At 68.5% G+C, this 25,561-nt stretch carries 26 protein-coding genes and 1 pseudogene; 16 read left to right on the forward strand and 11 right to left on the reverse strand.

Annotated features, from left to right (window positions below):
* Nucleotides 1-61 precede the first annotated feature (61 nt).
* The gene (locus tag AB4851_RS32550; protein ID WP_414450329.1) at nucleotides 62-490 is read left to right on the forward strand and encodes a VOC family protein; all 429 of its coding nucleotides are present in this window, start codon (nucleotides 62-64) and stop codon (nucleotides 488-490) included.
* Between the two features lie 111 nt (nucleotides 491-601).
* Nucleotides 602-1,306, forward strand: a complete 705-nt coding sequence (locus AB4851_RS32555; protein ID WP_414450330.1) for a helix-turn-helix transcriptional regulator — start codon at nucleotides 602-604, stop codon at nucleotides 1,304-1,306.
* Nucleotides 1,307-1,338: 32 nt separating this feature from the next.
* On the opposite strand, the gene AB4851_RS32560 is transcribed toward AB4851_RS32555, so the two are convergent.
* Genes AB4851_RS32560 through AB4851_RS32570 form a run of 3 tightly spaced genes read right to left on the reverse strand, consistent with a single transcriptional unit; the run spans nucleotide 1,339 to nucleotide 4,275 of the window.
* Complete coding sequence (locus AB4851_RS32560; RefSeq protein WP_414450331.1) at nucleotides 1,339-2,793, reverse strand: NAD(P)(+) transhydrogenase (Re/Si-specific) subunit beta; 1,455 nt, start codon at nucleotides 2,791-2,793, stop codon at nucleotides 1,339-1,341.
* Nucleotides 2,790-3,119, reverse strand: coding sequence for an NAD(P) transhydrogenase subunit alpha (locus AB4851_RS32565; RefSeq protein ID WP_414450332.1), 330 nt, complete (start codon nucleotides 3,117-3,119; stop codon nucleotides 2,790-2,792). Before AB4851_RS32565 ends, AB4851_RS32560 begins: the two co-directional genes overlap by 4 nt.
* Before the next feature lie 13 nt (nucleotides 3,120-3,132).
* Nucleotides 3,133-4,275 (reverse strand): Re/Si-specific NAD(P)(+) transhydrogenase subunit alpha, encoded by a 1,143-nt coding sequence (locus tag AB4851_RS32570; RefSeq protein ID WP_414450333.1) that lies wholly within the window; start codon nucleotides 4,273-4,275, stop codon nucleotides 3,133-3,135.
* A gap of 304 nt (nucleotides 4,276-4,579) precedes the next feature.
* Between AB4851_RS32570 and AB4851_RS32575 the strand changes: the two genes are divergently transcribed.
* From AB4851_RS32575 to AB4851_RS32585, 3 genes are all read left to right on the forward strand, one after another.
* Nucleotides 4,580-5,089 (forward strand): NUDIX hydrolase, encoded by a 510-nt coding sequence (locus AB4851_RS32575; RefSeq protein WP_414450334.1) that lies wholly within the window; start codon nucleotides 4,580-4,582, stop codon nucleotides 5,087-5,089.
* Nucleotides 5,086-6,258, forward strand: coding sequence for a tRNA 2-thiouridine(34) synthase MnmA (gene mnmA / locus AB4851_RS32580; protein ID WP_414450335.1), 1,173 nt, complete (start codon nucleotides 5,086-5,088; stop codon nucleotides 6,256-6,258). Before AB4851_RS32575 ends, mnmA begins: the two co-directional genes overlap by 4 nt.
* Before the next feature lie 193 nt (nucleotides 6,259-6,451).
* Nucleotides 6,452-8,083 carry an FMN-binding glutamate synthase family protein gene (locus AB4851_RS32585; RefSeq protein ID WP_414443946.1) on the forward strand — a complete coding sequence of 544 codons (1,632 nt, stop codon included), beginning with the start codon at nucleotides 6,452-6,454 and terminating at the stop codon, nucleotides 8,081-8,083.
* A 99-nt stretch (nucleotides 8,084-8,182) separates the two neighbouring features.
* On the opposite strand, the gene AB4851_RS32590 is transcribed toward AB4851_RS32585, so the two are convergent.
* The gene (locus tag AB4851_RS32590) at nucleotides 8,183-8,797 is read right to left on the reverse strand and encodes a glutathione S-transferase family protein (RefSeq protein ID WP_414450336.1); all 615 of its coding nucleotides are present in this window, start codon (nucleotides 8,795-8,797) and stop codon (nucleotides 8,183-8,185) included.
* Between the two features lie 219 nt (nucleotides 8,798-9,016).
* Here AB4851_RS32590 and AB4851_RS32595 point away from each other — a divergent pair, with 219 nt between their 5' ends.
* The 6 genes from AB4851_RS32595 to ruvC all read left to right on the forward strand — a co-directional run bounded on the left by AB4851_RS32595 (nucleotide 9,017) and on the right by ruvC (nucleotide 15,585).
* Complete coding sequence (locus tag AB4851_RS32595; RefSeq protein ID WP_414450337.1) at nucleotides 9,017-10,432, forward strand: aminopeptidase P N-terminal domain-containing protein; 1,416 nt, start codon at nucleotides 9,017-9,019, stop codon at nucleotides 10,430-10,432.
* A gap of 19 nt (nucleotides 10,433-10,451) precedes the next feature.
* Nucleotides 10,452-11,663, forward strand: coding sequence for a UbiH/UbiF/VisC/COQ6 family ubiquinone biosynthesis hydroxylase (locus AB4851_RS32600; protein WP_414450338.1), 1,212 nt, complete (start codon nucleotides 10,452-10,454; stop codon nucleotides 11,661-11,663).
* Nucleotides 11,664-11,908: 245 nt separating this feature from the next.
* The gene (dusB, locus tag AB4851_RS32605) at nucleotides 11,909-12,949 is read left to right on the forward strand and encodes a tRNA dihydrouridine synthase DusB (protein WP_414443942.1); all 1,041 of its coding nucleotides are present in this window, start codon (nucleotides 11,909-11,911) and stop codon (nucleotides 12,947-12,949) included.
* Between the two features lie 4 nt (nucleotides 12,950-12,953).
* Complete coding sequence (locus AB4851_RS32610; protein WP_013696668.1) at nucleotides 12,954-13,187, forward strand: Fis family transcriptional regulator; 234 nt, start codon at nucleotides 12,954-12,956, stop codon at nucleotides 13,185-13,187.
* A gap of 60 nt (nucleotides 13,188-13,247) precedes the next feature.
* On the forward strand, nucleotides 13,248-14,813 hold the full coding sequence (gene purH / locus AB4851_RS32615) for a bifunctional phosphoribosylaminoimidazolecarboxamide formyltransferase/IMP cyclohydrolase (protein ID WP_414443941.1): 1,566 nt from the start codon (nucleotides 13,248-13,250) through the stop codon (nucleotides 14,811-14,813).
* Nucleotides 14,814-15,039: 226 nt separating this feature from the next.
* Entirely contained in the window at nucleotides 15,040-15,585 is a 546-nt protein-coding gene (gene ruvC / locus AB4851_RS32620; RefSeq protein ID WP_414443940.1) for a crossover junction endodeoxyribonuclease RuvC, read from the forward strand.
* Nucleotides 15,586-15,620: 35 nt separating this feature from the next.
* On the opposite strand, the gene AB4851_RS32625 is transcribed toward ruvC, so the two are convergent.
* Entirely contained in the window at nucleotides 15,621-16,025 is a 405-nt protein-coding gene (locus AB4851_RS32625; RefSeq protein WP_414450339.1) for a type II toxin-antitoxin system VapC family toxin, read from the reverse strand.
* Nucleotides 16,022-16,255: an AbrB/MazE/SpoVT family DNA-binding domain-containing protein gene (locus AB4851_RS32630; protein ID WP_414443938.1), complete on the reverse strand. Its 234-nt coding sequence runs from the start codon at nucleotides 16,253-16,255 to the stop codon at nucleotides 16,022-16,024. The genes AB4851_RS32625 and AB4851_RS32630 overlap by 4 nt, the downstream gene beginning before the upstream one ends.
* A gap of 139 nt (nucleotides 16,256-16,394) precedes the next feature.
* Here AB4851_RS32630 and ruvA point away from each other — a divergent pair, with 139 nt between their 5' ends.
* The 4 genes and pseudogenes from ruvA (at nucleotide 16,395) to AB4851_RS32650 (ending at nucleotide 20,579) form a co-directional block, all read left to right on the forward strand.
* Nucleotides 16,395-16,976, forward strand: coding sequence for a Holliday junction branch migration protein RuvA (gene ruvA, locus AB4851_RS32635; protein ID WP_414450340.1), 582 nt, complete (start codon nucleotides 16,395-16,397; stop codon nucleotides 16,974-16,976).
* Between the two features lie 121 nt (nucleotides 16,977-17,097).
* The gene (gene ruvB, locus AB4851_RS32640) at nucleotides 17,098-18,144 is read left to right on the forward strand and encodes a Holliday junction branch migration DNA helicase RuvB (RefSeq protein ID WP_414450341.1); all 1,047 of its coding nucleotides are present in this window, start codon (nucleotides 17,098-17,100) and stop codon (nucleotides 18,142-18,144) included.
* A 16-nt stretch (nucleotides 18,145-18,160) separates the two neighbouring features.
* Nucleotides 18,161-19,111 (forward strand): annotated as a pseudogene (locus AB4851_RS32645) (oxygenase MpaB family protein); the annotation flags it as partial.
* A gap of 382 nt (nucleotides 19,112-19,493) precedes the next feature.
* A complete protein-coding gene (locus AB4851_RS32650) occupies nucleotides 19,494-20,579 on the forward strand; it encodes a ParB/Srx family N-terminal domain-containing protein (protein WP_414450342.1) in 1,086 nt (361 codons plus the stop codon).
* A 101-nt stretch (nucleotides 20,580-20,680) separates the two neighbouring features.
* On the opposite strand, the gene AB4851_RS32655 is transcribed toward AB4851_RS32650, so the two are convergent.
* Genes AB4851_RS32655 through tyrS form a run of 3 tightly spaced genes read right to left on the reverse strand, consistent with a single transcriptional unit; the run spans nucleotide 20,681 to nucleotide 23,083 of the window.
* Nucleotides 20,681-21,343: a histidine phosphatase family protein gene (locus tag AB4851_RS32655; RefSeq protein ID WP_414443934.1), complete on the reverse strand. Its 663-nt coding sequence runs from the start codon at nucleotides 21,341-21,343 to the stop codon at nucleotides 20,681-20,683.
* Nucleotides 21,344-21,383: 40 nt separating this feature from the next.
* On the reverse strand, nucleotides 21,384-21,845 hold the full coding sequence (dtd, locus tag AB4851_RS32660; RefSeq protein ID WP_414450343.1) for a D-aminoacyl-tRNA deacylase: 462 nt from the start codon (nucleotides 21,843-21,845) through the stop codon (nucleotides 21,384-21,386).
* Complete coding sequence (gene tyrS, locus AB4851_RS32665) at nucleotides 21,842-23,083, reverse strand: tyrosine--tRNA ligase (protein WP_414450344.1); 1,242 nt, start codon at nucleotides 23,081-23,083, stop codon at nucleotides 21,842-21,844. The genes dtd and tyrS overlap by 4 nt, the downstream gene beginning before the upstream one ends.
* A 157-nt stretch (nucleotides 23,084-23,240) precedes the next feature.
* Here tyrS and AB4851_RS32670 point away from each other — a divergent pair, with 157 nt between their 5' ends.
* The gene (locus AB4851_RS32670; RefSeq protein ID WP_414450345.1) at nucleotides 23,241-24,425 is read left to right on the forward strand and encodes an anhydro-N-acetylmuramic acid kinase; all 1,185 of its coding nucleotides are present in this window, start codon (nucleotides 23,241-23,243) and stop codon (nucleotides 24,423-24,425) included.
* Nucleotides 24,426-24,559: 134 nt separating this feature from the next.
* On the opposite strand, the gene erpA is transcribed toward AB4851_RS32670, so the two are convergent.
* Nucleotides 24,560-24,934 (reverse strand): iron-sulfur cluster insertion protein ErpA, encoded by a 375-nt coding sequence (gene erpA, locus AB4851_RS32675; protein WP_206129224.1) that lies wholly within the window; start codon nucleotides 24,932-24,934, stop codon nucleotides 24,560-24,562.
* Between the two features lie 225 nt (nucleotides 24,935-25,159).
* Nucleotides 25,160-25,552: a 30S ribosomal protein S9 gene (gene rpsI / locus AB4851_RS32680; RefSeq protein WP_414443930.1), complete on the reverse strand. Its 393-nt coding sequence runs from the start codon at nucleotides 25,550-25,552 to the stop codon at nucleotides 25,160-25,162.
* Between the last annotated feature and the right edge of the window lie 9 nt (nucleotides 25,553-25,561).

The raw sequence follows: 25,561 nt of genomic DNA on the forward strand, positions 1-25,561 counted from the left end.
GCGTCTCACGCATCCGACGCGATGCGCTCCTCCCCGCCACTTCCTCTTCCGGAGACGCCCCATGACGACCGCCACCGCTACCCCCACCGCCACGACTACCGCCGCCGACACCCCGCTCACGCGCCGCCCGATCACGTGGTTCGAGATCCCGACCGTCGATCTCGACCGCGCCACGCGCTTCTACGAGGCGATGCTCGAGATCCGCCTGCGCCGCGAAAACTTCGGCGGCGCGCCGATCGCCGTGTTCGACGGCGAAGGCGCGACCAGCGGCGCGCTGGTGCAGGACCCGCACGGCAGCAAGCCCGCCAAGGCCGGCCCGGTCGTCTACCTGGGCGCCGGCGACTCGGTGACGGGCGCGATCGAGCGTGCCAAGCGCGCGGGCGGCGCGGTCGATGGCCCGGTGCACGAACTGCCGCGCGGCATCGGCTACATCGCCTACGTGTTCGACACCGAAGGCAACCGCGTCGGCCTGCACGCCAGCGCACACTGAACGCGTCACCGCCCTGCCACGCCTGCGCCACGGCCACGCGATGACCTGCGCCGCGCCGCATGCGCGGCGCTATCATCGCGGCACCGCCCACGCTTTCGCCGCACCCACGCCATGACCCGCCGCGCCGACCGCCTGTTCCAGATCGCCGAATTGCTGCGCGGCCGCCGCCTGACGACCGCGCAGCAACTGGCCGAATGGCTCGCGATCTCGCCGCGCACCGTCTACCGCGACATCCGCGATCTGCAGTTGTCCGGCGTGCCGATCGAGGGCGAGGCCGGCATCGGCTACCGGCTGAATCGCGCGGCCAGCCTGCCGCCGCTGACCTTCACGGCCGACGAGCTGTCCGCGCTCGCGGCCGGCGCGCGGATGCTCGAATCGTGGGGCGGCACGCGCTTTGCCGGCGGCGCGCGTTCGGCGCTGGCCAAGATCGCCTCGGCGATGCCGGCCGACAAGCGCGTCGTGCTGGACCGCCTGCCGGTGTTCGCGCCCTCGCAGCGCGTCGATGCCGCCTATTCCGAAACGATGGACGTGCTGCACCGCGCGCTGGAGGAACGGCGCGTCGTGCATTTCCGCTATCGGGACAAGAAGGATGCGGCCAGCGAGCGGCGCATCTGGCCGCTCGGCCTGGCCTATTGGGGCGGGCAATGGACGGTGTCCGCGTGGTGCGAGCTGCGCGACAATTTCCGCAATTTCGACGTGGCCCGCATGCGCGGGGCCACCGCCTGCGAGGTCCACCCCGACATCGACGGGCGCCGGCTCGCCGATTTCCTGCGCACGCTCGAACGCGAATGCGGCAAGGACTGGCCGGCGGGCTGAACGCCGCGCCGGCCGCCGCGCGACTCGAGCGGCTACTCGACCGACTTGACCATGTCCTCGACCACCTTCTTCGCGTCGCCGAACACCATCATCGTCTTGTCCATGTAGAACAGCTCGTTGTCGAGCCCCGCGTAGCCGGAGGCCATCGAGCGCTTGTTGACGATCACGGTGCGCGCCTTGTACGCCTCCAGGATCGGCATGCCCGCGATCGGCGATTTCGGGTCGTTCTTCGCGGCCGGGTTGACCACGTCGTTCGCGCCGAGCACCAGCACCACGTCGGTCTGGCCGAACGCGTTGTTGATGTCGTCCATCTCGAACACCAGGTCGTACGGCACCTCGGCCTCGGCCAGCAGCACATTCATGTGCCCCGGCATGCGCCCGGCCACCGGGTGGATCGCGTAGCGCACATCGATGCCCTTCTCGATCAGCTTGTCGGTCAGCTCCTTGAGCGCATGCTGCGCGCGCGCCACCGCCAGCCCGTAGCCCGGCACGATCACCACCGTTTCGGCGTTGGCGAGCATGAACGCGGCGTCGTCGGCCGAGCCCGATTTCACCGGCCGCTGCTCCTTCGCGCCGGCCGCATCGCCCGCGCCGGCCTCGCCGCCGAAGCCGCCGAGGATCACGTTGAAGAACGAGCGGTTCATCGCGTGGCACATGATGTACGACAGGATCGCGCCCGACGAGCCGACCAGCGAGCCGGCGATGATCAGCATCGGGTTGTTCAGCGAGAAGCCGATGCCGGCCGCCGCCCACCCCGAATACGAGTTCAGCATCGACACCACCACCGGCATGTCCGCGCCGCCGATCGGGATGATGATCAGCACGCCGAGCGCGAACGCGATCGCCGTCATCACGATGAACGGCAGCCACGCCTGCGTGACGAAGAACAGGATGCCGAAGCCGAGCATGCCGAGCGCCAGCATCAGGTTGATCAGATGCTGGCCCGCGTACACCACCGGCGCGCCCTGGAACAGCCGGAACTTGTATTTCCCCGACAGCTTGCCGAACGCGATCACCGAGCCGGAGAACGTGATCGCGCCCACGAAGGTGCCGATGAACAGCTCGATGCGGTTGCCGAACGGGATGAAGTTGGCGGCCGCCGCGTCCTGCGGCACCAGGCCGAACGCTTCCGGCTCGGCCACCACGGCGTAGGCGATGCACACGGCAGCCAGGCCGATCAGCGAGTGCATCGCGGCGACCAGCTCGGGCATCTTGGTCATCTCGACGCGCGCGGCCACGTAGGCCCCCACCGCGCCGCCGACCACCAACGCGCCGAGCACCAGCGCCAGCCCGAGCGGCAGGTTGGCGCCAAGCCAGGCCGCCTGCCGGACGATCAGCGCGAGCGTGGTCAGGATCGCGATCGCCATCCCGACCATCCCGAACAGGTTGCCGCGCCGCGCGGTGCGCGGATGCGACAGCCCCTTGAGCGCCTGGATGAAGCACACCGAGGCGACCAGATACAGCAGCGTGACGACGTTCAGGCTCATCGCGCGCCCTCCGTCTTGCCCTGGGCGCCGTCCTTCGGCGTCTTCTTGCGGAACATCTCCAGCATTCGCCTGGTGACGAGGAAGCCGCCGAACACGTTGACGGCGGCCAGCGCCACCGCGATCGTGCCGAACACCTTGCCGGTGGTGCCGACCGTCAGCGCGGCGGCCAGCATCGCGCCGACGATCACGATCGCCGAAATCGCGTTGGTGACGGCCATCAGCGGCGTATGCAGCGCCGGCGTGACGTTCCAGACCACGTGATAGCCGACGTACACCGCCAGCACGAAGATGATCACGTTGATCACCGTGTGATTGATCACTTCCATCGCGATCGCCCCCTTATTTGCGAACCACGTCGCCGTCGCGACACAGCAGCGTCGCGGCGACGATGTCGTCGTTCATGTCGATGTTCAGGACGCCTTCCTGCGTGACGATCAGCTTCAGGAAGTCGGCGAGATTGCGTGCGTAGAGCGCCGAGGCATCGGCCGGCACCTGCGCGGCGAGGTTGGTGTGGCCGGCGATCGTCACGCCGTGCACGTTCACCACTTCGTCGGCCACGGTCAGCGGGCAATTGCCGCCGCGCCGCCCGTCCGGGCCGGGCGCGCCGCGCCCGGCGGCCAGGTCGACCAGCACCGCGCCGGGCTTCATGGCGACCACCGTCTCGGCCTGGATCAGCGTGGGTGCGGCGCGGCCCGGGATCAGCGCGGTGGTGATCACGATGTCGGCCTGCTTGGCGCGCTCGTGCACCAGCCCCGCCTGCCGCGCGAGCCACGACGGCGGCATCGGCCGCGCGTAGCCGCCGGTGCCCTGCGCGGCCTCGCGTTCCTCGTCGGTCTCGAACGGCACGTCGACGAACTTCGCGCCGAGCGATTCGATCTGCTCCTTGACGGCGGGCCGCACGTCGGACGCCTCGATCACCGCGCCGAGCCGCTTGGCCGTGGCGATCGCCTGCAGGCCGGCCACCCCCGCGCCGAGCACCAGCACGCGGGCCGCCTTCACGGTGCCGGCGGCCGTCATCAGCATCGGCAGGAAGCGCGGATAGAGCGAGGCGGCCAGCAGCACGGCCTTGTAGCCGGCGATATTGGCCTGCGAAGACAGCACGTCGAGGCTTTGCGCGCGGGTGGTGCGCGGCGCGGCCTCCAGCGCGAACGCGGTCACGCCGGCTGCCGCGAGCTGCGCGGCCTGCTCGGTGTTGAACGGATCGAGCATGCCGGCCAGCACCGCGCCACGGCGCATCAGCGCCAGCTCGGCCGCGTCGGGCGCCTGCACCTTCAGCACCAGGTCGGCGGCGTAGACGGCTGCGCGCTCGGCCAGCGTCGCGCCGGCGGCCGCATAGGCGTCGTCGGGGTAGCTCGCGGCCGTGCCGGCGCCATGCTCGACACTGACGGCGTGGCCGGCCGCCACGTATTTCCTGACGGTTTCGGGCGTCGCGGCCACGCGCGCCTCATGAGCCCGCGTCTCGACGGGCACTCCGATCTGCATCGTGATCCTCCAGCTGGCTTTCTGATTCTTGATTTCGACTGCGAGGCGAGCCGGAGCATTTCCGGACGACGACGACCGGCTCGGGGCAACGGCATGGTCAACGCGCCAATGTACCCGATCGCCGCCGCCGCGCCGCATCCGGCCCTTTCCCGGCTGGACAAACGGCTGCGGATCGGTCAGGCACGGTGGTGGCCGGCTTGCGACTGGCTTGCTGCAGGCTTGGGGCCGGATCGCCGCGCGTGCCGGGGCCGCCCCCCGCTTGCGCTTCGGCAGCCGCGCCGCGCAACCGGTAAAATGCTCGCCCATGAAACCCGAACTCTGGACCCCGCACGTCACGGTGGCCGCGATCGTCGAACGCGACGGCCGCTTCCTGCTGATCGAGGAACACACGTCGGCAGGATTGCGGCTCAATCAGGCCGCCGGCCATCTCGAGGCCGGCGAAACGCTGATCGAGGCCGTGATCCGCGAAACGCTCGAGGAAACGGCGCACCCGTTCGAGCCGGAAGCGCTGGTGGGCGTCTATCAGACGCACTTCGAGCGGCCCGGCAAGGGCGGCGCGACCTACCTGCGCTTCACGTTCTGCGGGCGGGCCGGCGAAACCGTCGCGGGCCGCGCGCTCGACGACGGCATCGTCCGCACGCTGTGGATGACGGCCGACGAGCTGCGCGCCGCCTCGCATCGCCACCGCACGCCCGCGGTCATGCAGTGCGTCGACGATTACCTCGCCGGCCGCCGCGTGCCGCTGGAGTTCGTCCATACGCATTCCGTCGCGCCCTACCGCGCGACGCCCGAACATCAGGCTGTCAGCAAATGAAGAAGCAACGTGTCGTGGTCGGCATGTCGGGCGGTGTCGATTCGTCGGTCACCGCGTGGCTGCTGAAGGAACAGGGTTACGACGTGGTCGGCCTGTTCATGAAGAACTGGGAAGACGACGACGACGGCGAGTACTGCTCGACCCGTCAGGACTGGATCGACGTGGTGTCGGTGGCCGACCTGATCGGCATCGACGTCGAGGCTGTCAATTTCGCCGCCGAATACAAGGACCGCGTGTTCGCCGAATTCCTGCGCGAATACTCGGCCGGCCGCACGCCGAACCCGGACGTGCTCTGCAACGCCGAGATCAAGTTCAAGGCGTTCCTCGATCACGCGATGTCGCTCGGCGCGGAAACCATCGCCACCGGCCACTACGCGCGCGTGCGCGAGCGCGACGGCCGCTTCGAACTGCTCAAGGCGTTCGATCACACCAAGGATCAGTCCTACTTCCTGCACCGGCTCAATCAGGCGCAGCTTTCGAAAACGCTGTTCCCGCTGGGCGAGATGCCGAAAACGCGCGTGCGCGAGATCGCCGAACAGATCGGCCTGCCGAACGCGAAGAAGAAGGATTCGACCGGCATCTGCTTCATCGGCGAGCGGCCGTTCCGCGATTTCCTGAACCGCTACCTGCCCACCCAGCCCGGCCCGATGAAGACGCCCGACGGCCGGCGCGTGGGCGAGCACATCGGCCTGGCGTTCTACACGTTCGGCCAGCGCAAGGGCATAGGCCTCGGCGGCAGCAAGGACGGCAGCGGCGAGCCGTGGTTCGTGGCCGGCAAGGACATCGCGTCGAACACGCTGTACGTCGCGCAGGGGCACGACCATGCGTGGCTGCTGTCGCACGAACTGGTGGCCGGCAACGTCAGTTGGGTGGCCGGCGAGCCGCCCGCCGAAGGCTTCACGTGCGGCGCGAAAACACGCTACCGGCAGGCCGACGCGGCCTGCGCGTTCGGCCGCGCCAAGCCGGGCGAGGCCGGCGAGGCGCGCTTCTCGCTGGCGTTCGAGGCCGCGCAATGGGCCGTCACGCCGGGCCAGTCGGCCGTGCTCTACGACGGCGAAATCTGCCTGGGCGGCGGCATCATCGAGGTGGTCGCAACGGGCCAGCCCGGCTCGGCCGACGCAGTGGGCGCGGCGCTCGCGCGCGAGACGGCCGGCGGCGTGGCGATCTGAATCGGGCCGCTTTCTCCCGCCTTTCAACCGCCTTTAGTGGGGCCGGCTTCGAAGCGGCCTGACACATTATCGGTTTAGACTTGCGGCACGCGACGATTGGCCGCCGCACCAGCAGGCGGCCGGCGCCGTGCGCCGCCGGCCGCGGCCTTGACGGCCTCGCCATGGCGGCCAACCGAAGAATAAGGAATCCCCCATGTTTGCAAGACGCTATCTCGCGATGTGGTGCGCGACGCTCGTGCTCGTTCTGCTCGCCCTCCTCGCCTTGTCCCACCTGATCGCCTGGCCCTGGATCCTGATCCCCGCCGCCCTCGTCGGCCTCGGCCTCTGGGATCTCCAACAGGATCACCACGCGATCCTGCGGAACTACCCGCTCTGGGGCCACTTCCGCTTCATGTTCGAGTTCATCCGCCCGGAGATCCGCCAGTATTTCGTCGAGGACGATACCGACGAGAAGCCGTTCTCGCGCGCCCAGCGCAGCGTGGTTTACCAGCGCGCCAAGAACGTGGCCGACAACCGGCCGTACGGCACCGAACTGAACGTCAAGGCGGTCGCGCACGAGTGGATCAGCCACTCGCTGGTGCCGACCCGGCTCGCGAACCACGATTTCCGGATTCGCGTCGGCGCCGAGCGCGCCCAGCCCTACGACATTTCCATCTTCAACGTCTCGGCGATGAGCTACGGCTCGCTGTCGGCGAACGCGATCCGCGCGCTGAACCTCGGCGCCAAGAAGGGCGGCTTCGCGCACGACACCGGCGAGGGCTCGCTGTCGAAATATCACCGCGAGCACGGCGGCGACATCATCTGGGAAATCGCCTCGGGTTACTTCGGATGCCGTAACGACGACGGCACGTTCAACGCGGACAAGTACGCGAAACAGGCCGCCGATCCGCAGGTCAAGATGATCGAGGTGAAGCTGTCGCAGGGCGCCAAGCCGGGCCACGGCGGCGTGCTGCCGGCCGCCAAGATCACGCCCGAGATCGCCGAGACGCGCGGCATCCCGATGGGCAAGGATTGCATCTCGCCGGCCTCGCATTCGGAATTCTCGACGCCGCGCGGCCTGCTCGAATTCGTCGAGAAGCTGCGCACGCTGTCGGGCGGCAAACCCACCGGCTTCAAGCTGTGCATCGGCCACCCGTGGGAATTCTTCGGCATCGCCAAGGCCATGCTCGAAACCGGCATCGTGCCGGACTTCATCGTGGTGGACGGCGCCGAGGGCGGCACCGGCGCGGCGCCGCTCGAATTCACCGACCACGTGGGCGTGCCGTTGCAGGAAGGGCTGCTGCTGGTGCACAACACGCTGGTGGGCATCGGCCTGCGCGAGCGCATCAAGATCGGCGCGAGCGGCAAGATCATCACGGCATTCGACATCGCGCGCACGCTCGCGATCGGCGCGGACTGGGTCAACTCGGCACGCGGCTTCATGTTCGCGGTGGGCTGCATCCAGGCGCAGACCTGCCACACCGGCCGCTGTCCGACCGGCGTGGCGACCCAGGACGAAGTGCGCCAGCGCGCGCTGGTGGTGCCCGACAAGTCGGAGCGCGTCTACAACTTCCACCGCAATACGCTGCATGCGCTGCAGGAGCTGGTGCAGGCCGCCGGCCTCGCGCATCCGGCCGACCTGCACGCGCATCACATCGTGCAGCGCGTCGCCCCGCACGAGGTGCGGCTGATGTCGCAACTGCTCAAGTACGTGAAGCCGGGCGCGCTGCTGACCGGCGAGAAGCTCGGCCTGACGCTCTACGACACATGGTGGCCGGCGGCGCGCAGCGATTCGTTCTCGATCGGCGACGCGGCTTATGCGGCGTGGGCGGCCTACGACGAATAAACCCCGCGAGGCCGTGCCGCACGCGTAAAAACGCCCCGCCGGTGCGATGCCCGGCGGGGCGTTTTTTTGATGCTGTTCGTTGAAAAGCCCGACGGGCGATCAGTCCTGCGGCACGGTATCGATGAACGACTGCCGCTGCGAGAGCTTCACGAAGTGCTTGTCGAGGTTCGGATGCCGCTCGCGCCAGGCGAGTTCGGGCATGCGGAAGTCGAGATAGCCGAGCGCGCAACCGAGCGCGACATCCGACAGCGTGTAGTGATTGCCGACGCACCACGGCTTGCCGCCGAGACCTTGCGACATCGCCACCAGGCCGTCGTCGATCTTGCGCTGCTGGCGCGCGATCCAGGCCTCGCTGCGCTGTTCCGGCGTGCGCTGCGTGTGTTCGACACGAATGTTGACCGTCGCATCGAGCACGCCGTCGGCGAGTGCCTCCCAGCACCGCACCTCCACGCGCTCGCGCCCCGACGGCGGAATCAGCTTGCCGACCGGCGACAAGGTATCCGCGTATTCGCAGATCACGCGCGAATCGAACACGGCCGCACCGTCGTCCATCACGAGACACGGCACCTTGCCGAGCGGATTCGAGCCGTGAATCGTGGTGTCCGGCCCCCACACGTTCTCGAGTTCCAACTGGTAATCGATCTTCTTTTCGGCCAGCACGATACGCGCCTTGCGCACGTAGGGGCTGCCGAGCGAACCGATGAGTTTGATCATCCTGCTTGCCTGCCTGCCAAGTAAATACCGCCCGAGAGTATACGTCGTCAGACGTCGGCGACGATCATAACCGCCCACCCGGCCCTCGGCGCAAGTCGACCGGACAGCCTGTGGACCGGATGCAACAGCGTCGCAACGCCGCTTGCGACAAGGGCCGGCGGCCGTCGGCCGGCCGCACCGACCGACGCGCGCCCTGCGCGACAGCGCTACAATCGCGCCATGAACGCACCCACCGAAACCGCCCTCGCCCCCGACGTCTACCGCCAGCGCCGTGCGCGCGTGCTCGCCGCGCTGCGCGCGACGGGCGGCGGCGTCGCGATCGTCCCCACCGCAGCCGAAGCGATGCGCAACCGCGACGCCGGCTATCCGTACCGTCACGACAGCTACTTCTATTACCTGACCGGCTTCACCGAACCCGACGCGCTGCTCGTGCTCGACGCGCGCGCGGCCGGCGGCGAACCGGAATCGATACTGTTCTGTCGTGCGAAGCATCCCGACCGCGAGATCTGGGAAGGCTTCCACTACGGCCCCGACGCCGCGCGCGAGACGTTCGGCTTCGACGCCGCGTTCGCCAACGACGTGCTCGACACCGAACTGCCGCGCCTGCTCGGCGACGCGGGCGCGGTGCACTACCGCTTCGGCGCATCGGCCGAGTTCGACCGGCAACTGGCCGGCTGGCTCGACGCCGTGCGCGCACGCAGCCGCGCCGGCGTGGCCGCGCCGGCCTCGGCCCACGATCTCACGCCGCTGCTCGACGAGATGCGCCTCGTCAAGGACGTTCACGAGCAGGCGATCATGCGCTGCGCCGGCGTGATTTCCGCGAGCGCGCACCGACGCGCGATGGCGGTCACGCGCCCCGGCATCCGCGAATACGAGATCGAGGCCGAACTGCTGCACGAATTCCGCCGCCACGGCTCGGCCGGGCCGGCCTACGGCTCGATCGTCGCGGCCGGCGCGAACGCCTGCGTGCTGCACTACCCGGCCGGCAACGCCGTGGCCCAGGACGGCGATTTGATCCTGATCGACGCGGCCTGCGAACTCGAAGGCTATGCCTCCGACATCACCCGCACGTTCCCCGCGAACGGCCGCTTCTCCGGCCCGCAGCGCGCGCTCTACGACATCGTGCTGGCCGCGCAGGAAGCCGCCGCCGCGGCCACGCGCCCCGGCGTGCCGTTCGAGGCGCCGCACGACGCGGCGGTGCGCGTGCTCGCGCAGGGCCTGCTCGACACCGGCATCGTGCCGAAGTCGCGCTTCGCGAGCGTCGACGACGTGATCGCCGAGCGCGCCTATTCACGCTTCTACATGCACCGCACCGGCCACTGGCTCGGCATGGACGTGCACGATTGCGGCGACTACCGCGAGCGCGGCGCCGAACGCGACGCCCAGGGCGCGCTGCCGTGGCGCACGCTGCGCGCGGGCATGGCGCTGACCATCGAGCCGGGCCTCTACGTGCGCGCGGCCGACGACGTGCCGGCCGAATTCCACGACATCGGCATCCGCATCGAGGACGACGCATTCGTCACCGCCGACGGCTGCGAGCTGATCACGCGCGACGTGCCGGTGGCCGCCGACGAGATCGAGGCGCTGATGCGCGACGCTCGGGGCGCGGCGGCCGTCGTACCCGTCGTAAGTTAAGCGCAGGCGAACCCGCACGATGACGCACGCTCCCGCTCCCACCGCCCCGTCCGACACGCCATTCGACGCCGATGTCGCCATCATCGGCGCCGGCCCGGTCGGCCTCGCCCTGGCCGGCTGGCTCGCGCGCCGCAGCGCGACGCAGGCGCTGTCGGTGGTGCTCGTCGATGCCCGCGACCCGTCGGCCAGCGCCGGCGACCCGCGCGCGATCGCCGTCTCGCACGGCAGCCGCGTGTTGCTCGGCGCACTCGGCTGGCCCGGCGACGCGACGCCGATCGAACACATCCATGTTTCGCAGCGCGGCCACTTCGGCCGCACGCTGATCGACCGCGAGGAACACGGCGTCGATGCGCTCGGCTACGTGGCGCGCTACGGCTCGCTGGTCGGCACGCTGGCGCGCGCGGTCCACGCCACGCCGGTGCAATGGCTGACCTCGACCACCGCGCGCGCGCCGCAACAGGACGCCGACGGCGTGAGCGTCACGCTCGACACGCCCCAGGGCGAACGCGTACTGCGCGTGCGTACGCTCGTCAACGCCGAGGGCGGGCTGTTCCAGGACACCCCGCGCAACGGCGTGCGCGACGAGCGCCACCGCCGCGATTACGCGCAAACCGCCATCGTCGGCACCGTCAGCGTGGCCGCGCCGCAGCCGCGCGTGGCCTGGGAACGCTTCACGCCCGAAGGCCCGCTCGCGCTGCTGCCACTCGGCGGCCCGAACCAGGCCGACTACGCGCTCGTCTGGTGCTGCTCGCCGGACGAAGCCGCGCGCCGCGCCGCGCTGCCCGACGCGGCGTTTCTCGCCGAACTCGGCATCGCGTTCGGAACACGCATGGGCCGTTTCACGCAGATCGCCGGCCGCGCCGCGTTCCCGCTCGGGCTGGCCGCCGCGCCCACGCTGGTCAGCGGCCGCGTGGCGAGCGTCGGCAACGCCGCGCAAACCCTGCATCCGGTGGCGGGACAAGGGCTGAACCTCGGCCTGCGCGACGCGCACACGCTGGTCGACGCGCTGTCCGAACACGGCGCCACGCCGCTCGCGCTGGCCGCGTTCAACGGGCGCCGGGTGCTCGACCGGCGCCTGACGATCGGCGCGACCGACCTGCTGGCGCGGTTGTTTACGATCGAATCGCGCCCGCTCGCGGCGCTGCGCGGGGCCGCCCTGACCGCGCTCGAATTCGTGCCGCCGCTCAAGGCGGTGATCGCGCGGCAGATGATGTTCGGCCAGCGCCGCTGACTCCGCGCCGGCGCCCAGGTCGGGCGGTATCGGCACGACATCAGGTCAACACCCGGGCAGCGGCAGGCCGGCATGGTCGCCCGGCCCCACCGTGACACCGTCACCGGAATTTCACCGAAGCTTCATCTCGATTTGACGCTTGTCGACAATCGCGATCGCCCGGCCCCCCCGGCGCTTACGGTAAAATGCGCGTTTTCCCACCGTCCGATCGTTGCCCGCGCCCTCGCGCGGGCGCTGCCATTGCAATGCCCGTTCTCGGCTCTCACGTCCTGCGCAACAACCTGTTCGTCGCCCCCATGGCCGGCGTCACGGATCGCCCGTTCCGCCAGCTCTGCAAGCGGCTGGGCGCCGGCTACGCCGTGTCCGAGATGGTCGCGTCGAACGCGCAGCTCTGGAAAAGCGAGAAGACCATGCGCCGCGCCAACCATACGGGCGAGGTCGAACCGATCGCGGTGCAGATCGCCGGCGCCGATCCGGCGATGATGGCCGAGGCGGCCCGCTACAACGTGGCGAACGGCGCGCAGATCATCGACATCAACATGGGCTGCCCGGCCAAGAAGGTCTGCAACGTGGCGGCCGGTTCGGCGCTGCTGCAGAACGAACCGCTGGTAGTGCGGATCGTCTCGGCCGTGGTGGCGGCCGTGGGCACCGGCCCCGACGCGGTGCCTGTCACGCTGAAGATCCGCACCGGCTGGGATCGCGAGCACAAGAACGCGCTGACCATCGCGCGCCTCGCGCAGGACGCCGGCATCGCGATGCTGACCGTGCACGGCCGCACGCGCGCCGATCTCTACAAGGGCGACGCCGAATACGACACGATCGCCGCCGTGAAGGCCTCGGTGAAGATCCCGGTGGTGGCGAACGGCGACATTACCTCGCCGGCCAAGGCACGTGCCGTGCTCGACGCCACCGGCGCCGACGCGCTGATGATCGGTCGCGCCGCGCAAGGCCGCCCGTGGCTGTTCCGCGAAATCGAGCATTTCCTGCGAACCGGCGAAACCCTGCCGCCGCCGAGCGTCGACGAGATCCAGCACCTGCTCAACGAGCACCTGGAAGATCATTACGCGTTCTACGGCGAATTTACCGGCGTACGTACTGCGCGCAAGCACATCGGCTGGTACACTCGCGGCCTTTCCGGCGCCAACGCGTTCCGGCACCGGATGAATACGCTCGATTCCACACGCGACCAGCTTGCCGCCGTCAACGATTATTTCGACGCGCAGCGCGCGCTGTCCGACCATCTCGTCTATGTCGACGACGGCGGCGCATCCGACCCTATTCAATAGCAGCATGAGCAAGCACAACATCGAACAATGTGTCCGCGACAGCCTGGACGTGTATTTCCGGGATCTCGACGGGTCCAACCCGCATGACGTCTACGACATGGTGATGTCGTGCGTCGAGAAGCCGATGCTCGAGGTCGTGCTCGAACAGGCGGGCGGCAACCAGTCGCTCGCCGCCGAGTACCTCGGCATCAACCGCAACACGCTGCGCAAGAAGCTGCAGCAGCACGGCCTGCTGTAAGGCCGTTGCACGACCGGCCGCTTCCGTCCCCCGTTTCCCTGGCTACTGGTGCTCCCCATCATGATCAAGCAAGCGCTCCTTTCCGTTTCCGATAAAACCGGCATCGTCGAATTCGCGACGGCCCTCTCGCAACAGGGCGTCAAGCTGCTGTCGACGGGCGGCACCGCGAAGCTGCTGGCCGACGCGGGCCTGCCCGTCACCGAAGTGGCCGACTACACCGGTTTCCCGGAAATGCTCGACGGGCGCGTGAAGACGCTGCACCCGAAGGTGCACGGCGGGATCCTGGCGCGCCGCGACCTGCCCGAACACATGCAGGCGCTCGACGCGCACGGCATCCCGACCATCGACCTGCTGGTGGTGAACCTGTACCCGTTCGTCGCGACCATCGCGAAGGACGACTGCACGCTGGCCGACGCGATCGAGAACATCGACATCGGCGGCCCGACCATGCTGCGCTCGGCCGCGAAGAACCACCGCGACGTGACGGTGATCGTCGATCCGGCCGACTACGCCGTGGTGCTCGACGAAATGAAGGCGAACGGCAACACGGTGGGCTACACCACCAACTTCCGCCTCGCCACCAAGGTGTTCGCGCACACCGCGCAATACGACGGCGCGATCACGAACTACCTGACGAGCCTGACCGAAGAGCTGCAGCACGCCACGCGCAAGCCGTACCCGGCCACGCTGAACCTGGCGTACGACAAGGTGCAGGACCTGCGCTACGGCGAGAACCCGCACCAGACGGCCGCGTTCTACCGCGACCTGGCCACCCCGGCCGGCGCGCTGGCGAACTACCGCCAGTTGCAGGGCAAGGAACTGTCGTACAACAACATCGCCGATTCCGACGCGGCCTGGGAATGCGTGAAGACCTTCGACGCCCCGGCCTGCGTGATCATCAAGCACGCCAACCCGTGCGGCGTGGCGGTGGCCGCCAGCCCGGCCGAAGCCTATGCCAAGGCATTCCAGACCGATCCGACCTCGGCGTTCGGCGGCATCATCGCGTTCAACCGCGAAGTGGACGAAGCGACCGCGCAAGCCGTGGCCAAGCAGTTCGTCGAAGTGCTGATCGCCCCGTCGTTCTCGGAAGCGGCCAAGCAGGTGTTCGCGGCCAAGCAGAACGTCCGTCTGCTCGAAATCGCGCTCGGCGAAGGCTTCAATGCATTCGACCTGAAGCGCGTCGGCGGCGGCCTGCTGGTGCAGTCGCTCGACTCGCGCAACGTGCAACCCGAAGAACTGCGCGTGGTGACGAAGCGCCAGCCGACGCCGAAGGAACTCGACGATCTGCTGTTCGCCTGGCGCGTCGCGAAGTTCGTCAAGTCGAACGCGATCGTGTTCTGCGGCAACGGCATGACGCTCGGTGTCGGCGCCGGCCAGATGAGCCGTGTGGATTCGGCCCGCATCGCGGGCATCAAGGCGCAGAACGCCGGCCTCACGCTAACCGGCTCGGCCGTGGCGTCGGATGCGTTCTTCCCGTTCCGCGACGGCCTCGACGTGGTGGTGGCCGCCGGCGCGACCGCGGTGATCCACCCGGGCGGCTCGATGCGCGACGACGAAGTGATCGCGGCAGCCGACGAACACGGCATCGCGATGGTGCTGACGGGCATCCGTCACTTCCGTCACTGATCGCACGCGCCGGCCACGGCGCTCGACAGGCGGCAAACCGGGGCGAGCGGGCAACCGCCGCCGCCCCGCGAAACGGCGGCGCAGGCTTTCCTCGCCGCCGTTTTTCATGGCGCGACGTGGTGCGAACCGCGCCCGCCGTTGCCCAACCCACGCGGTGATCGTTGTACCATCGGCGCATTCCGCTGATTTCCCCTGCGCTCCTCACCCGCTTTCCCACCCGCTCTTCATGCGTATCATCGGCATCGACCCCGGCCTGCGCGTCACCGGCTTCGGCGTGATCGACGTGCACGGCAGCAAGCTCGCCTACGTGGCGAGCGGCGTGATCCGTACCCCGTCCGCCGCCGATCTCTCGGTGCGCCTCGGCGTGATCTTCGACGGCGTATCCACGCTCGTGCGCGAACATGCGCCGGACCAGGCCTCGATCGAGAAAGTGTTCGTCAACGTCAATCCGCAATCCACCCTGCTGCTCGGCCAGGCCCGCGGCGCGGCGATCTGCGGGCTGGTGGCCGGTGCGCTGCCGGTGGCCGAATACACCCCGACGCAACTGAAGCAGGCCATCGTCGGCTACGGCCGCGCCACCAAGGAGCAGATGCAGCAGATGGTGGTGCGCCTGCTCGCGCTGTCGGGCCTGCCCGGCACCGACGCAGCCGATGCGCTCGGCGTGGCGATCTGCCATGCGCACGGCGGCGGCACGCTCGAAGCGCTCGGCGGCCTCGCCCCTTCGCTGGTCAAGAAGGGCTTTCGCGTGCGGCGCGGCCGGCTGGTGGGCTGAGGCGGGCGCGGGCGCCTGCGCTTCCCTCTCACACTTCACGCCTGCGGCGCGATCAGCGCGAGCTTCGGGAAATAGGTGCGATAGCGGCCGATATCCCGCGTCAGCAGTTGCACGCCGAGCACGCTGGCGTGGGCACCGATGAAAAAATCGGGCAGCACGCCGACCTTCGCGCCGGCCGTGCGCCGGTATAGCCCGAACGCCTTGCCGGCCAGGAACAGCGCGGCACGCGGCATCGGTTCGATGCGCAGCCCGGCGCTCGCCACGAACGCATCGAGCGCCTCGATGCGCGCATACCCCACGCCAAGTTCCGCATAAACGACCTCGTTGATCGACAGCGGCCCGTGCAGCGAAGCGGCTTCGAGCTGATGCTGGGACCAGCCGGCCCAGACCGGATCGTCGGTCGCCAGATCGAGCAGCACGTTGGTGTCGACGAAGATCATGCGCCGTCGCCCCGCGTGAGGGCGAGGATCTCGTCGGTGCTCATCGGCGCATCGAGCGAGCCGCGCAGCTCGGCAAAACGCGAGGCCGGCGCGCCGCCGCCCGCCCGCTGCACCGTCACGCGGCCGTCGCTCTCCATCCGAAAATCCACCTCCATGCCCGGCACGAGGCCGAGGCGCTCGCGCACGGCCTTCGGAATCGTCACCTGCCCCTTCACGGTCATCGTCGACATCGTCGCTCCCGAGTAATACCTGAAATCGAGAGCGTAATACTTCAACTCCGGAGCGACAAGCGACACGATGTCGGCCGGTTCGCGTCGCACGGCGTGGCGTGCGCTACACTCGCGCTTTCGGTCCTTCGTTGTCCTCGCCATGATCGGTCGCATTGCCGGCACCCTCCTCGAAAAAAACCCACCCCACCTGCTGGTCGACTGCAACGGCGTCGGCTACGAGCTCGACGTGCCGATGAGCACGTTCTACAACCTGCCGAACACGGGCGAGCGCGTGGTGCTGCTCACGCAGATGATCGTGCGCGAGGATGCCCACCTGCTGTACGGCTTCCTCACGCCGCAGGAACGCACCACGTTCCGCGAGCTGCTGAAGATCACCGGCATCGGCGCGCGCATGGCGCTCGCGGTGCTGTCCGGCATGAGCGTGCAGGAGCTCTCGCAGGTCGTGACGATGCAGGACACCGCGCGCCTCACGCGCCTGCCCGGCATCGGCAAGAAAACCGCCGAACGCCTGCTGCTCGAACTGAAGGGCAAGCTCGGCGCGGACCTCGGCGAACTGGCCGGCCAGGCCTCGCAATCGGACCACGCCGCGGACATCCTCAACGCGCTGATCTCGCTCGGCTATTCCGAGAAGGAAGCGCTGGCCGCGATCAAGAACGTGCCGGCCGGCACCGGCGTGTCCGAGGGCATCAAGATCTCGCTGAAGGCACTCTCGAAGGCCTGATCACCGGCCGGCGGCAGCCCGTGGCCGGCCTGGCACCACCACGATCTCATGCCGCGCCCGGCCGCGCGAGTCGGCCGTTCGGCCGATTCTTCGGCGCGGGGCCGCGCGGTACAATGCGCGCATGATCGAAACCGACAAACTCGCCGGCGAGCGCATCATCGCCGCCACGCCCGCCTCGTCGCACGAGGAGGCGTTCGAACGTGCGCTGCGGCCGCGCCAGCTCGACGAATACGTCGGCCAGGAAAAGGTGCGCGGCCAGCTCGAAATCTTCATCGAAGCCGCCAAGCGCCGCGCCGAAGCGCTCGATCACGTGCTGCTGTTCGGGCCGCCGGGCCTCGGCAAGACCACGCTCGCGCACATCATCGCGCGCGAGATGGGCGTGAACCTGCGGCAGACCTCCGGCCCGGTGCTGGAACGCCCGGGCGATCTCGCCGCGCTGCTGACCAACCTCGAAGCGAACGACGTGCTGTTCATCGACGAAATCCACCGGCTCTCGCCGGTCGTCGAGGAAATCCTGTATCCGGCGCTCGAGGATTACCAGATCGACATCATGATCGGCGAGGGGCCCGCCGCGCGCAGCGTCAAGCTCGATCTGCAGCCGTTCACGCTGGTCGGCGCCACCACCCGCGCCGGCATGCTGACCAACCCGCTGCGCGACCGCTTCGGGATCGTCGCGCGGCTCGAGTTCTACGATGCGGGCCAGTTGTCGCGGATCGTCCAGCGCTCGGCCTCGCTGCTCAATGCGCGCATCGATCCGAACGGCGCGTTCGAGATCGCGCGGCGCTCGCGCGGCACGCCGCGGGTCGCCAACCGCCTGCTGCGCCGCGTGCGCGATTACGCCGAGGTGAAGGCCGACGGCGCGATCACCGCCGAGGTGGCCGATGCGGCGCTGGCGATGCTCGATGTCGATCCGGTCGGCTTCGACGTGATGGACCGCAAGCTGCTCGAAGCGATCCTGCACAAGTTCGACGGCGGCCCGGTCGGCGTCGACAACCTCGCCGCCGCGATCGGCGAGGAGCGCGACACCATCGAGGACGTGCTCGAGCCTTACCTGATCCAGCAGGGCTTCCTGCAACGCACGCCGCGCGGGCGCGTCGCCACGCTGCTGACCTACCGCCACTTCGGCCTGCCGGTGCCCGAGTCGGGCAACGACGCCACGCCGCGCTAGCTCGCGGCACCCAGCCATGTCGCGGCCACCACCGAATCGGGATCGCAAGCAGGCGCCTTCCGCGCAGGCCGCGCCTTCGTCCGGCGGCCTCGCCGGGCTGCTGCGCGCACGGCTCGCGGCCGGCGTCACGATGCTGACCTCGGGCGGCGGCGGGCCGTCGATCGATTATTCGTCGCCGCCGGGCGACCCCGGCCTGTTCGGCCCCGACGCCGTGTGCTGGCGGGTGCACGCCGATTTCACCTCGATGATGGCGGGCGGCATCGCCGCGCTGCTGTTGCAGGCGCTGCATCCGCTCGCGCTGGCGGGCGTCTGGGATCACTCCTCGTTTCGTACCGACATTCTCGGCCGGCTGCGCCGCACCGCCACGTTCGTGGCCGGCACCACGTTCGCGAGCCGCGCCGATGCGCTGCACCTGATCGAGCGCGTCAAGACCATTCACGACGGCGTGACCGGCACTGCCCCCGACGGCCGGCCCTACCGCGCCAGCGATCCAGCGCTGCTGACCTGGGTGCATGTGGCCGAGGTGTCGAGCTTCCTGGCCGGATACCTGCGTTACGTGAATCCGGCGCTCACCGGTGAGGAGCAGGACCGCTACTACGCCGAAACCTCGCGCATCGCCGTGATGCTCGGCGCGGCCGACGTGCCGTGTTCGCGCGCGGAAATCGCCGCCTATCTCGAACGGATGCGCGGCGAGCTGGTGGCCAGCGAGCGCACCCGTGAAGTGATCCGCGTGCTGCGCGAGGCGCCGGTGCCGCGCGCGGTGATGCGCCCGGCGTCCGCCATGCTGTTCCACGCGGGCGTGGATCTGCTGCCCGACTGGGCTCAACAGCAGCTCGGCCTCGCGGCCCTCGCACCGATGCGGCGAATGGTTGCCATCCCCGGCGTGCGGCTTATGGGGCCGGTGATGCGCTGGGCGCTCGTCAACGGCGCGTCGAAGCGTTCGCGGCGCCGGGCCGCAGCGGCCCCGGCCACGGCCACGGCCCCGGCATCGGCATCGGCATCGGCATCGGCATCGGCATCGGCATCGGCATCGGCATCGGAGTCAGTATCAGCGCCGAAGTCGGCACCGACAGCGCCCGCAACAGCCGAATCCGCGCCGCCGCGCCAGCAAACCGAGCCACCTCACACGGCCGTAGCCCCTCAATCCGCCCCGCACCGCACCCCGGCCGTCGACGAATAACACCGCTCGTTCAACGCCCGACCGCCCTCGCTTTCACGGCCAGACACCGCCGCTCCACCGCCCCGCCCGTCTCATCGATTTGTCATATTTCAAATCGCTGTCACATCCCGTCGGCAAGCTTGCGCCTTTTCTTGCATCTGCCTTCCAACTCTTACCGATTGCTACCCCGATGATTCCTTCGCTCCACCGAATCGCGCTGGCCGCCTCGTTCTCGTCGCTGATCGCGCTTGCCGCGTGCGGTGGCGACGGCACGTTGGCCTCGTCCTCGCTCGCCGCCTCGCCGGCGCCGGCTTCCTCGACGCCCACGACCACCCCGGGCAAATGGGCCGCGGCCGTGCCCGGCGACATCCTCGACGTCGCACTGAGCGACCTGCACCCGAGCCAGGACGCGCTCGGCTACGACCAGATCTATTACAAGCTCGGCCGCTACGAACTCGATCCGACCAAGAAGTTCGACGACTTCTGCGCCGACGAAGGCCTCGGCGGCCTCGTCTCGGGCAGCTCGACCCCCACCTCGAAGCTGACCGACGCCACCACCTACACCTGCACCACCACCGACCCGACCAAGCGCGACACCACCGTGCTGAACCCGGTCGTGATCGGCCCGAACGGCAGCACGCTCTACCTGACCGACGGCCACCACGGCCTGTCGACCTACTACGAAACGACCGACGGCGGCCCCGCGCTGCACGTCCACGTGCTGGTCAAGGCGAACTTCAGCAGCTACGCCGGCAGCACGTTCTGGTCGATGATGCAGACCGGCGGCTTCACGCGCCTGAAAGACGCCAACGGCGCGGCCATCACGCCGGACAAGCTGCCCACCGCACTCGGCCTGACGCACGGCATGCAGAACGACGTCTACCGCTCGCTCGTCTACTTCACGCGCGACATCGGCTACAGCAAACCGACGCCGTCGACCGACTTCCTGGAATTCTTCTGGGCCGACTGGCTGCGCGCCAACTTCCCGCTGTCGGGCTACACGCTGACCAAGCTCGGCACGGTCAGCCCCGATCCGGCCACGGCCGATACCGGCTACCTGAACGCCACCTGGAACGCGTCGGTGAAGATGGTCGCCACCACCGATCCGGTGATCGACGGCAAGACGGGCGCCGAACTCGGCCGCCTCGCCCAGATCAATGTCGGCAAGGCCTATACGAAGGGCAATTTCGGCGACCTCAGCGCGGCGATCACCGCCTCGAAGCCGGGCAAGCTCGCCTACGCACTCGACTACAAGTCGCGCCACAACATCCAGTAAGCCGTCTCGGCCCGCCGGTGAACATCGCCGCCGCACGAACGCGGTGGCGAAAAAAAGCCTCGCAGATGCGAGGCTTTTTTCATGGGCTGGAAGACGCGGCGTTACATCACCTTGCGATAGCCGTCGTCCTCGCTCTCGCCACCGAGATGATCGACATCGGCCCAACGGACGATGCGCGGCGCGTTGCCGTCGAACTCCACCACGTTGATGCTGGTGTTCAGCAGCGCGTACTGGCGCGGCGCGTCGAGCGGCAGCGAAATCGCCCACCGATAGACGCAATCGAGCACGCCGCCATGCGCCACCACGGCGATCCGGCCGCCCGGATGCGCCGCCACGATCGGTTCGAGCGCATGCAGCACGCGGTGGTAGAACGCGCGCTGCGATTCGCCGCCGGCCGGCTCGAAACCGGGATCGCGCGTCTGCCATTGGGCATGGGCATCGGGAAACTTCTCGGCGATCTCGGCGCTGTCGTGGCCCTGGAACGCACCGTAGTTGCGCTCGCGCAGCCCTTCGTTCAGCACCACCGGCAGGCCGAGTGCGTCGGCGAACGGCTGCGCCGTCTGGCGCGCGCGTTGCAGATCGCTCGAATAGATCGCGTCGAGCCGCTGGCCTTCGCGGGCCTCGCGCGCGAGCCGTTCAGCCAGTTGCGCCGCCTGCTCGACGCCGCTTTCCGCAAGCGGAATGTCGATATGGCCCTGGATGCGCTTGATGCGGTTCCACGGGGTTTCGCCGTGACGAATGAAGAGGATTTGCGTGGTGGTCATCGTGTGGCGAAGCGAGAGAAGGGCCGGCGGCCGCACGGCATCACGACGGACGCACCTGCAGCCAGAACGTGACGGGGCCGTCGTTGACGAGCGATACCTGCATGTCCGCGCCGAACTCGCCGGTCTCGACGACCGGATGGCGCGCGCGTGCCGCATCGACGAAATGGGAGAACAGCCGGGCGCCTTCATCGGGCGGCGCGGCCGGCGTGAAGCTCGGCCGCATCCCGCTTTGCGTGTCGGCCGCCAGCGTGAACTGCGAGACCAGCAGCAGGCCGCCGGCGCGGCCTTCACCGTCGAGGTTGGTGACGGGCAGGTTCATCTTGCCGGCCGCATCGCCGAACACGCGGTAGCCGAGCACCTTGGCGAGCAGCTTGTCGGCCACCGCCTCGGTGTCGCCGCGCTCGGCGCACACCAGCGCGAGCAGGCCCGCGCCGATTTCGCCGGTGACGCGCTCGCCCACCCGCACGTCGGCGCGCTTCACGCGCTGGATCAGCGCGATCATGCGCCGAGCGTCACGCGCGCGAAGCGGCGCTTGCCGACCTGCACGACGTATTCGCCGGCTTCGATCTTCACGCCCTTGTCGGACACGGTGGCGCCGTCGATCTTCACGCCGCCCTGCTCGATGTTGCGCAGCGCTTCGCTGGTGGACGGCACGAGGCCGGCCTGCTTGAGCAACTGGCCGATCGCGAGCGGCGCACCGGTCAGCACGACCGACGGAATGTCGTCGGGCACACCGCCCTTGGCGCGGTGGTTGAAATCTTCCAGCGCGCGTTCGGCATCGGCCTGCGAGTGGAAGCGCGCGACGATTTCCTGCGCGAGCAGCACCTTGAAATCGCGCGGGTTGCGGCCGCCCTCGATCTCGGCCTTGAACTTCTCGATCTCGCCCAACGGACGGAACGACAGCAGTTCGAAGTAACGCCACATCAGCACGTCGGAAATGCTCATCAGCTTGCCGAACATGTCGTTGGGCTTCTCGCTGATGCCGATGTAGTTGTGCTTGGACTTCGACATCTTCTCGACGCCGTCGAGGCCTTCGAGCAACGGCATCGTCAAAATGCACTGCTGTTCCTGGCCGTATTGCTTCTGCAGTTCGCGACCGACCAGCAGGTTGAACTTCTGGTCGGTGCCGCCGAGCTCCAGGTCCGCGTTGAGCGCGACCGAATCGTAGCCCTGCATCAGCGGGTACAGGAATTCATGGATCGAGATCGGCACGCCGCCCTGGAAGCGCTTGGTGAAATCCTCGCGCTCGATCATGCGCGCGACCGTGTAGCGCGACGCCAGCTTGATCAGGCCGTCCGAGCCGAGCGGCAGGCACCATTCGCTGTTGTAGCGGATTTCGGTTTTTTCGCGGTCGAGCACCAGCGCGGCCTGCTCGAAGTAGGTCTTCGCGTTGTGCTCGATCTGCTCGCGCGTGAGCGGCGGACGCGTGGCGTTGCGGCCCGACGGATCGCCGATCAGCGACGTGAAATCGCCGATCAGGAAGATCACCGTGTGGCCGAGATCCTGGAGCTGACGCATCTTGTTCAGCACCACGGTGTGGCCGATGTGGATGTCGGGGGCGGTCGGATCGAGGCCCAGCTTGATTCGCAGCGGCGTGCCGCTGGCTTCGCTGCGCGCGAGCTTCTGCGCGAACTCGTCCTCGATCAGCAGTTCGTCGACGCCGCGTTTCGTGATCGCGAGCGCTTCGCGCACGCCGTCGGTGATCGGGAGCGCGGGCTTCGTTTGGGGATCGTGGCTCATCGGTGCAAGAAAGAGGAAAGTCGAAAAAAGAAGGATTTTCCCATAACTCGCGGGCGGACCGGTATCGCTTAACGGCGCGGCGGCTTGCGCGGATAATCGGGGCACCGCGGCGCGGGCATGTTGCCCGCGTACGCGACGACAGAACAGGAGCGAAACCGTGGCGCCCAATCCCACGCAGTCCGGCCAGCGCGCCGGCACGCACGACGCCCATCCGGCCGATGGCGTCTACTTCGGCCTGATGTCGGGCACCAGCATGGACGGCTGCGACGGCATCGCCGTGCGCTTTCAGGCCGGCTCGGCGCCCGAGGTGCTGGCCGAGGCCTTCGTCGGCTTCGACGGTGCGCTGCGCGAGGCGCTGTTCGCGCTGCAGCAGCCCGGCGACAACGAGATCGAACGCGAATCGCTGGCCGCCAACGCGCTGGCCACGCGCTACGCGGTGTGCTGCCACGAATTGCAGCGCGCCGCGCATCTCTCGCCCGATGCGGTGCGCGCGATCGGCGTGCACGGCCAGACGGTGCGCCACCGCCCCGAGCGCGGTTACACACGCCAGATCAACAACCCGGCGCTGCTCGCCGAACTGACGCGCGTGGACGTGATCGCCGATTTCCGCAGCCGCGACATCGCGGCCGGCGGCCAGGGCGCGCCGCTCGCGCCGGCGTTTCACGCCACCGTGTTCGGCGCGGCCGACGAAACGCGGGTGGTCTGCAACCTCGGCGGCATCAGCAACATCACGATCCTGCCGGCCGAGGGCGCGCATCATGGCGCCGGCGTGCGCGGCTTCGATTGCGGCCCGGCCAACGCGCTGCTCGATGCCTGGGCGCTGCGCCATCTCGGCAAGCCGTTCGACGAGGGCGGCCAGTTCGCCGCGCGCGGCACGGTCGACATCGCGCTGCTGGCGGCCCTGCTCGCCGAGCCGTATTTCGACCTGCCGCCGCCGAAAAGCACCGGCCGCGACCTGTTCAACCCCGATTGGCTGCACGCGCGGCTGCAGGCGTTCGCGCAAGTCTCGCCCGAGGACGTGCAGGCCACGCTGACCACGCTCACGGCCGTGACGATCGCGCGCGAAATCGGCCGACATGCACCGGATTGCCGCGATGTTTATGTCTGCGGCGGCGGCGCCCGCAATCCGGCGTTGATGCAGGCGCTTGCCGACGCGCTGGCCAAGGCCGGCGTGGCAGCGGCCGTCGACACCACGGCCGCGCTCGGCGTGCCGCCGCAGCAGGTCGAGGCGATCGCGTTCGCCTGGCTCGCGTGGCGCTTCACGGCCCGCGAACCCGGCAACATCGCCGGCGTGACGGGCGCGGCCGGCGAGCGCGTGCTCGGCGCGTTGTATCCGCGCTGAATCGGGGGCAGCGCTTCAGGCAGCCCGCGCACTCGAAACGCCGGAAACGACAAAACCCCCACGCACGCGTGGGGGTTTTTCATGGCACCAACGGCAAGCGCCCCAATCGGGCGCCCGCTGAAACGCCTAGGCGCTCAGACCGAGAACGACGAGCCGCAACCGCAGGTGGTCGTGGCGTTCGGGTTCTTGATCACGAACTGCGCGCCGTTCAGGTCGTCCTTGTAGTCGATTTCTGCGCCGACCAAGTACTGGTAGCTCATCGAATCGACCAGCAGTTGGACGCCGTTCTTGACCAGCACGGAGTCGTCTTCGTTGACTTCTTCGTCGAACGTGAAGCCGTACTGGAAGCCCGAGCAGCCGCCGCCTTGCACGAACACGCGCAGCTTCAGTTCGGGATTGCCTTCTTCGTCGATCAGTTGCTTGACTTTGTCGGCCGCCGAGTCGGTGAAGACGAACGGGGTCGGCATTTCGGTGGCGGTGCTTACCGCGGATTCAGTGACAGCGTTCATGACGAACTCTCCAAAAAGCACTAGCCGCTATTGTAGGGCTGTTCCGAAGATCGTGCCGAAGTCCACGAAATCAAGCGGGACATGCGCATCGCGCACCGGCGGGATCGGATCGATACGGGTCGCGCCCCGATTCCACAGGAATCGAAGCGCGCATAAAAAAACCGCCAGTCGAGGACTGGCGGTTTTCGTCGGCGGCATCGCCCGAGGGCGACGAGCCGGAAGCGCTTAACGCTTCGAGAACTGCTTTGCGCGACGTGCCTTGCGCAGACCCATCTTCTTACGCTCGACTTCACGCGCATCGCGCGTCACGAAGCCGGCGGTCGACAGTTGCGGCTTGAGCGTTGCATCGTAGTCGATCAGCGCGCGGGTGATGCCGTGACGCACTGCGCCTGCCTGACCCGTTTCGCCGCCGCCCGTCACGTTCACCTTGATGTCGAACGTTTGGCCGTGGCTCGTGAGCTCCAGCGGTTGGCGCACGATCATCAGCGACGTTTCGCGCGAGAAGTAGTCGGCGATGGGCTTGCCGTTGACAATGATGTCGCCCTTGCCTGCCTTGATGAAGACACGTGCAACGGCGCTCTTGCGGCGGCCCGTACCGTAATTCCAGTTACCGATCATGTGGGTCTC

The organism is Burkholderia sp. 22PA0099, from assembly GCF_047497165.1.
In the GTDB taxonomy this organism is placed as follows: Bacteria; Pseudomonadota; Gammaproteobacteria; order Burkholderiales; family Burkholderiaceae; genus Burkholderia.

What these genes read in the sequence shown, in the direction of transcription:
- AB4851_RS32625 (WP_414450339.1), bottom strand. Translation starts at nt 16,025, where the DNA reads ATGATCTTCGTCGACACCAACGTGCTGCTCGATCTGGCGACCGACGAT.
- AB4851_RS32570 (WP_414450333.1), bottom strand. Translation starts at nt 4,275, where the DNA reads ATGCAGATCGGAGTGCCCGTCGAGACGCGGGCTCATGAGGCGCGCGTG.
- AB4851_RS32595 (WP_414450337.1), top strand. Translation starts at nt 9,017, where the DNA reads ATGAACGCACCCACCGAAACCGCCCTCGCCCCCGACGTCTACCGCCAG.
- tyrS (WP_414450344.1), bottom strand. Translation starts at nt 23,083, where the DNA reads ATGAGCCACGATCCCCAAACGAAGCCCGCGCTCCCGATCACCGACGGC.
- AB4851_RS32600 (WP_414450338.1), top strand. Translation starts at nt 10,452, where the DNA reads ATGACGCACGCTCCCGCTCCCACCGCCCCGTCCGACACGCCATTCGAC.
- ruvC (WP_414443940.1), top strand. Translation starts at nt 15,040, where the DNA reads ATGCGTATCATCGGCATCGACCCCGGCCTGCGCGTCACCGGCTTCGGC.
- AB4851_RS32555 (WP_414450330.1), top strand. Translation starts at nt 602, where the DNA reads ATGACCCGCCGCGCCGACCGCCTGTTCCAGATCGCCGAATTGCTGCGC.
- AB4851_RS32630 (WP_414443938.1), bottom strand. Translation starts at nt 16,255, where the DNA reads ATGTCGACGATGACCGTGAAGGGGCAGGTGACGATTCCGAAGGCCGTG.
- dusB (WP_414443942.1), top strand. Translation starts at nt 11,909, where the DNA reads ATGCCCGTTCTCGGCTCTCACGTCCTGCGCAACAACCTGTTCGTCGCC.
- erpA (WP_206129224.1), bottom strand. Translation starts at nt 24,934, where the DNA reads ATGAACGCTGTCACTGAATCCGCGGTAAGCACCGCCACCGAAATGCCG.
- AB4851_RS32655 (WP_414443934.1), bottom strand. Translation starts at nt 21,343, where the DNA reads ATGACCACCACGCAAATCCTCTTCATTCGTCACGGCGAAACCCCGTGG.
- mnmA (WP_414450335.1), top strand. Translation starts at nt 5,086, where the DNA reads ATGAAGAAGCAACGTGTCGTGGTCGGCATGTCGGGCGGTGTCGATTCG.
- ruvB (WP_414450341.1), top strand. Translation starts at nt 17,098, where the DNA reads ATGATCGAAACCGACAAACTCGCCGGCGAGCGCATCATCGCCGCCACG.
- ruvA (WP_414450340.1), top strand. Translation starts at nt 16,395, where the DNA reads ATGATCGGTCGCATTGCCGGCACCCTCCTCGAAAAAAACCCACCCCAC.
- AB4851_RS32650 (WP_414450342.1), top strand. Translation starts at nt 19,494, where the DNA reads ATGATTCCTTCGCTCCACCGAATCGCGCTGGCCGCCTCGTTCTCGTCG.
- AB4851_RS32590 (WP_414450336.1), bottom strand. Translation starts at nt 8,797, where the DNA reads ATGATCAAACTCATCGGTTCGCTCGGCAGCCCCTACGTGCGCAAGGCG.
- dtd (WP_414450343.1), bottom strand. Translation starts at nt 21,845, where the DNA reads ATGATCGCGCTGATCCAGCGCGTGAAGCGCGCCGACGTGCGGGTGGGC.
- AB4851_RS32560 (WP_414450331.1), bottom strand. Translation starts at nt 2,793, where the DNA reads ATGAGCCTGAACGTCGTCACGCTGCTGTATCTGGTCGCCTCGGTGTGC.
- purH (WP_414443941.1), top strand. Translation starts at nt 13,248, where the DNA reads ATGATCAAGCAAGCGCTCCTTTCCGTTTCCGATAAAACCGGCATCGTC.
- AB4851_RS32575 (WP_414450334.1), top strand. Translation starts at nt 4,580, where the DNA reads ATGAAACCCGAACTCTGGACCCCGCACGTCACGGTGGCCGCGATCGTC.
- AB4851_RS32585 (WP_414443946.1), top strand. Translation starts at nt 6,452, where the DNA reads ATGTTTGCAAGACGCTATCTCGCGATGTGGTGCGCGACGCTCGTGCTC.
- AB4851_RS32565 (WP_414450332.1), bottom strand. Translation starts at nt 3,119, where the DNA reads ATGGAAGTGATCAATCACACGGTGATCAACGTGATCATCTTCGTGCTG.
- rpsI (WP_414443930.1), bottom strand. Translation starts at nt 25,552, where the DNA reads ATGATCGGTAACTGGAATTACGGTACGGGCCGCCGCAAGAGCGCCGTT.
- AB4851_RS32550 (WP_414450329.1), top strand. Translation starts at nt 62, where the DNA reads ATGACGACCGCCACCGCTACCCCCACCGCCACGACTACCGCCGCCGAC.
- AB4851_RS32610 (WP_013696668.1), top strand. Translation starts at nt 12,954, where the DNA reads ATGAGCAAGCACAACATCGAACAATGTGTCCGCGACAGCCTGGACGTG.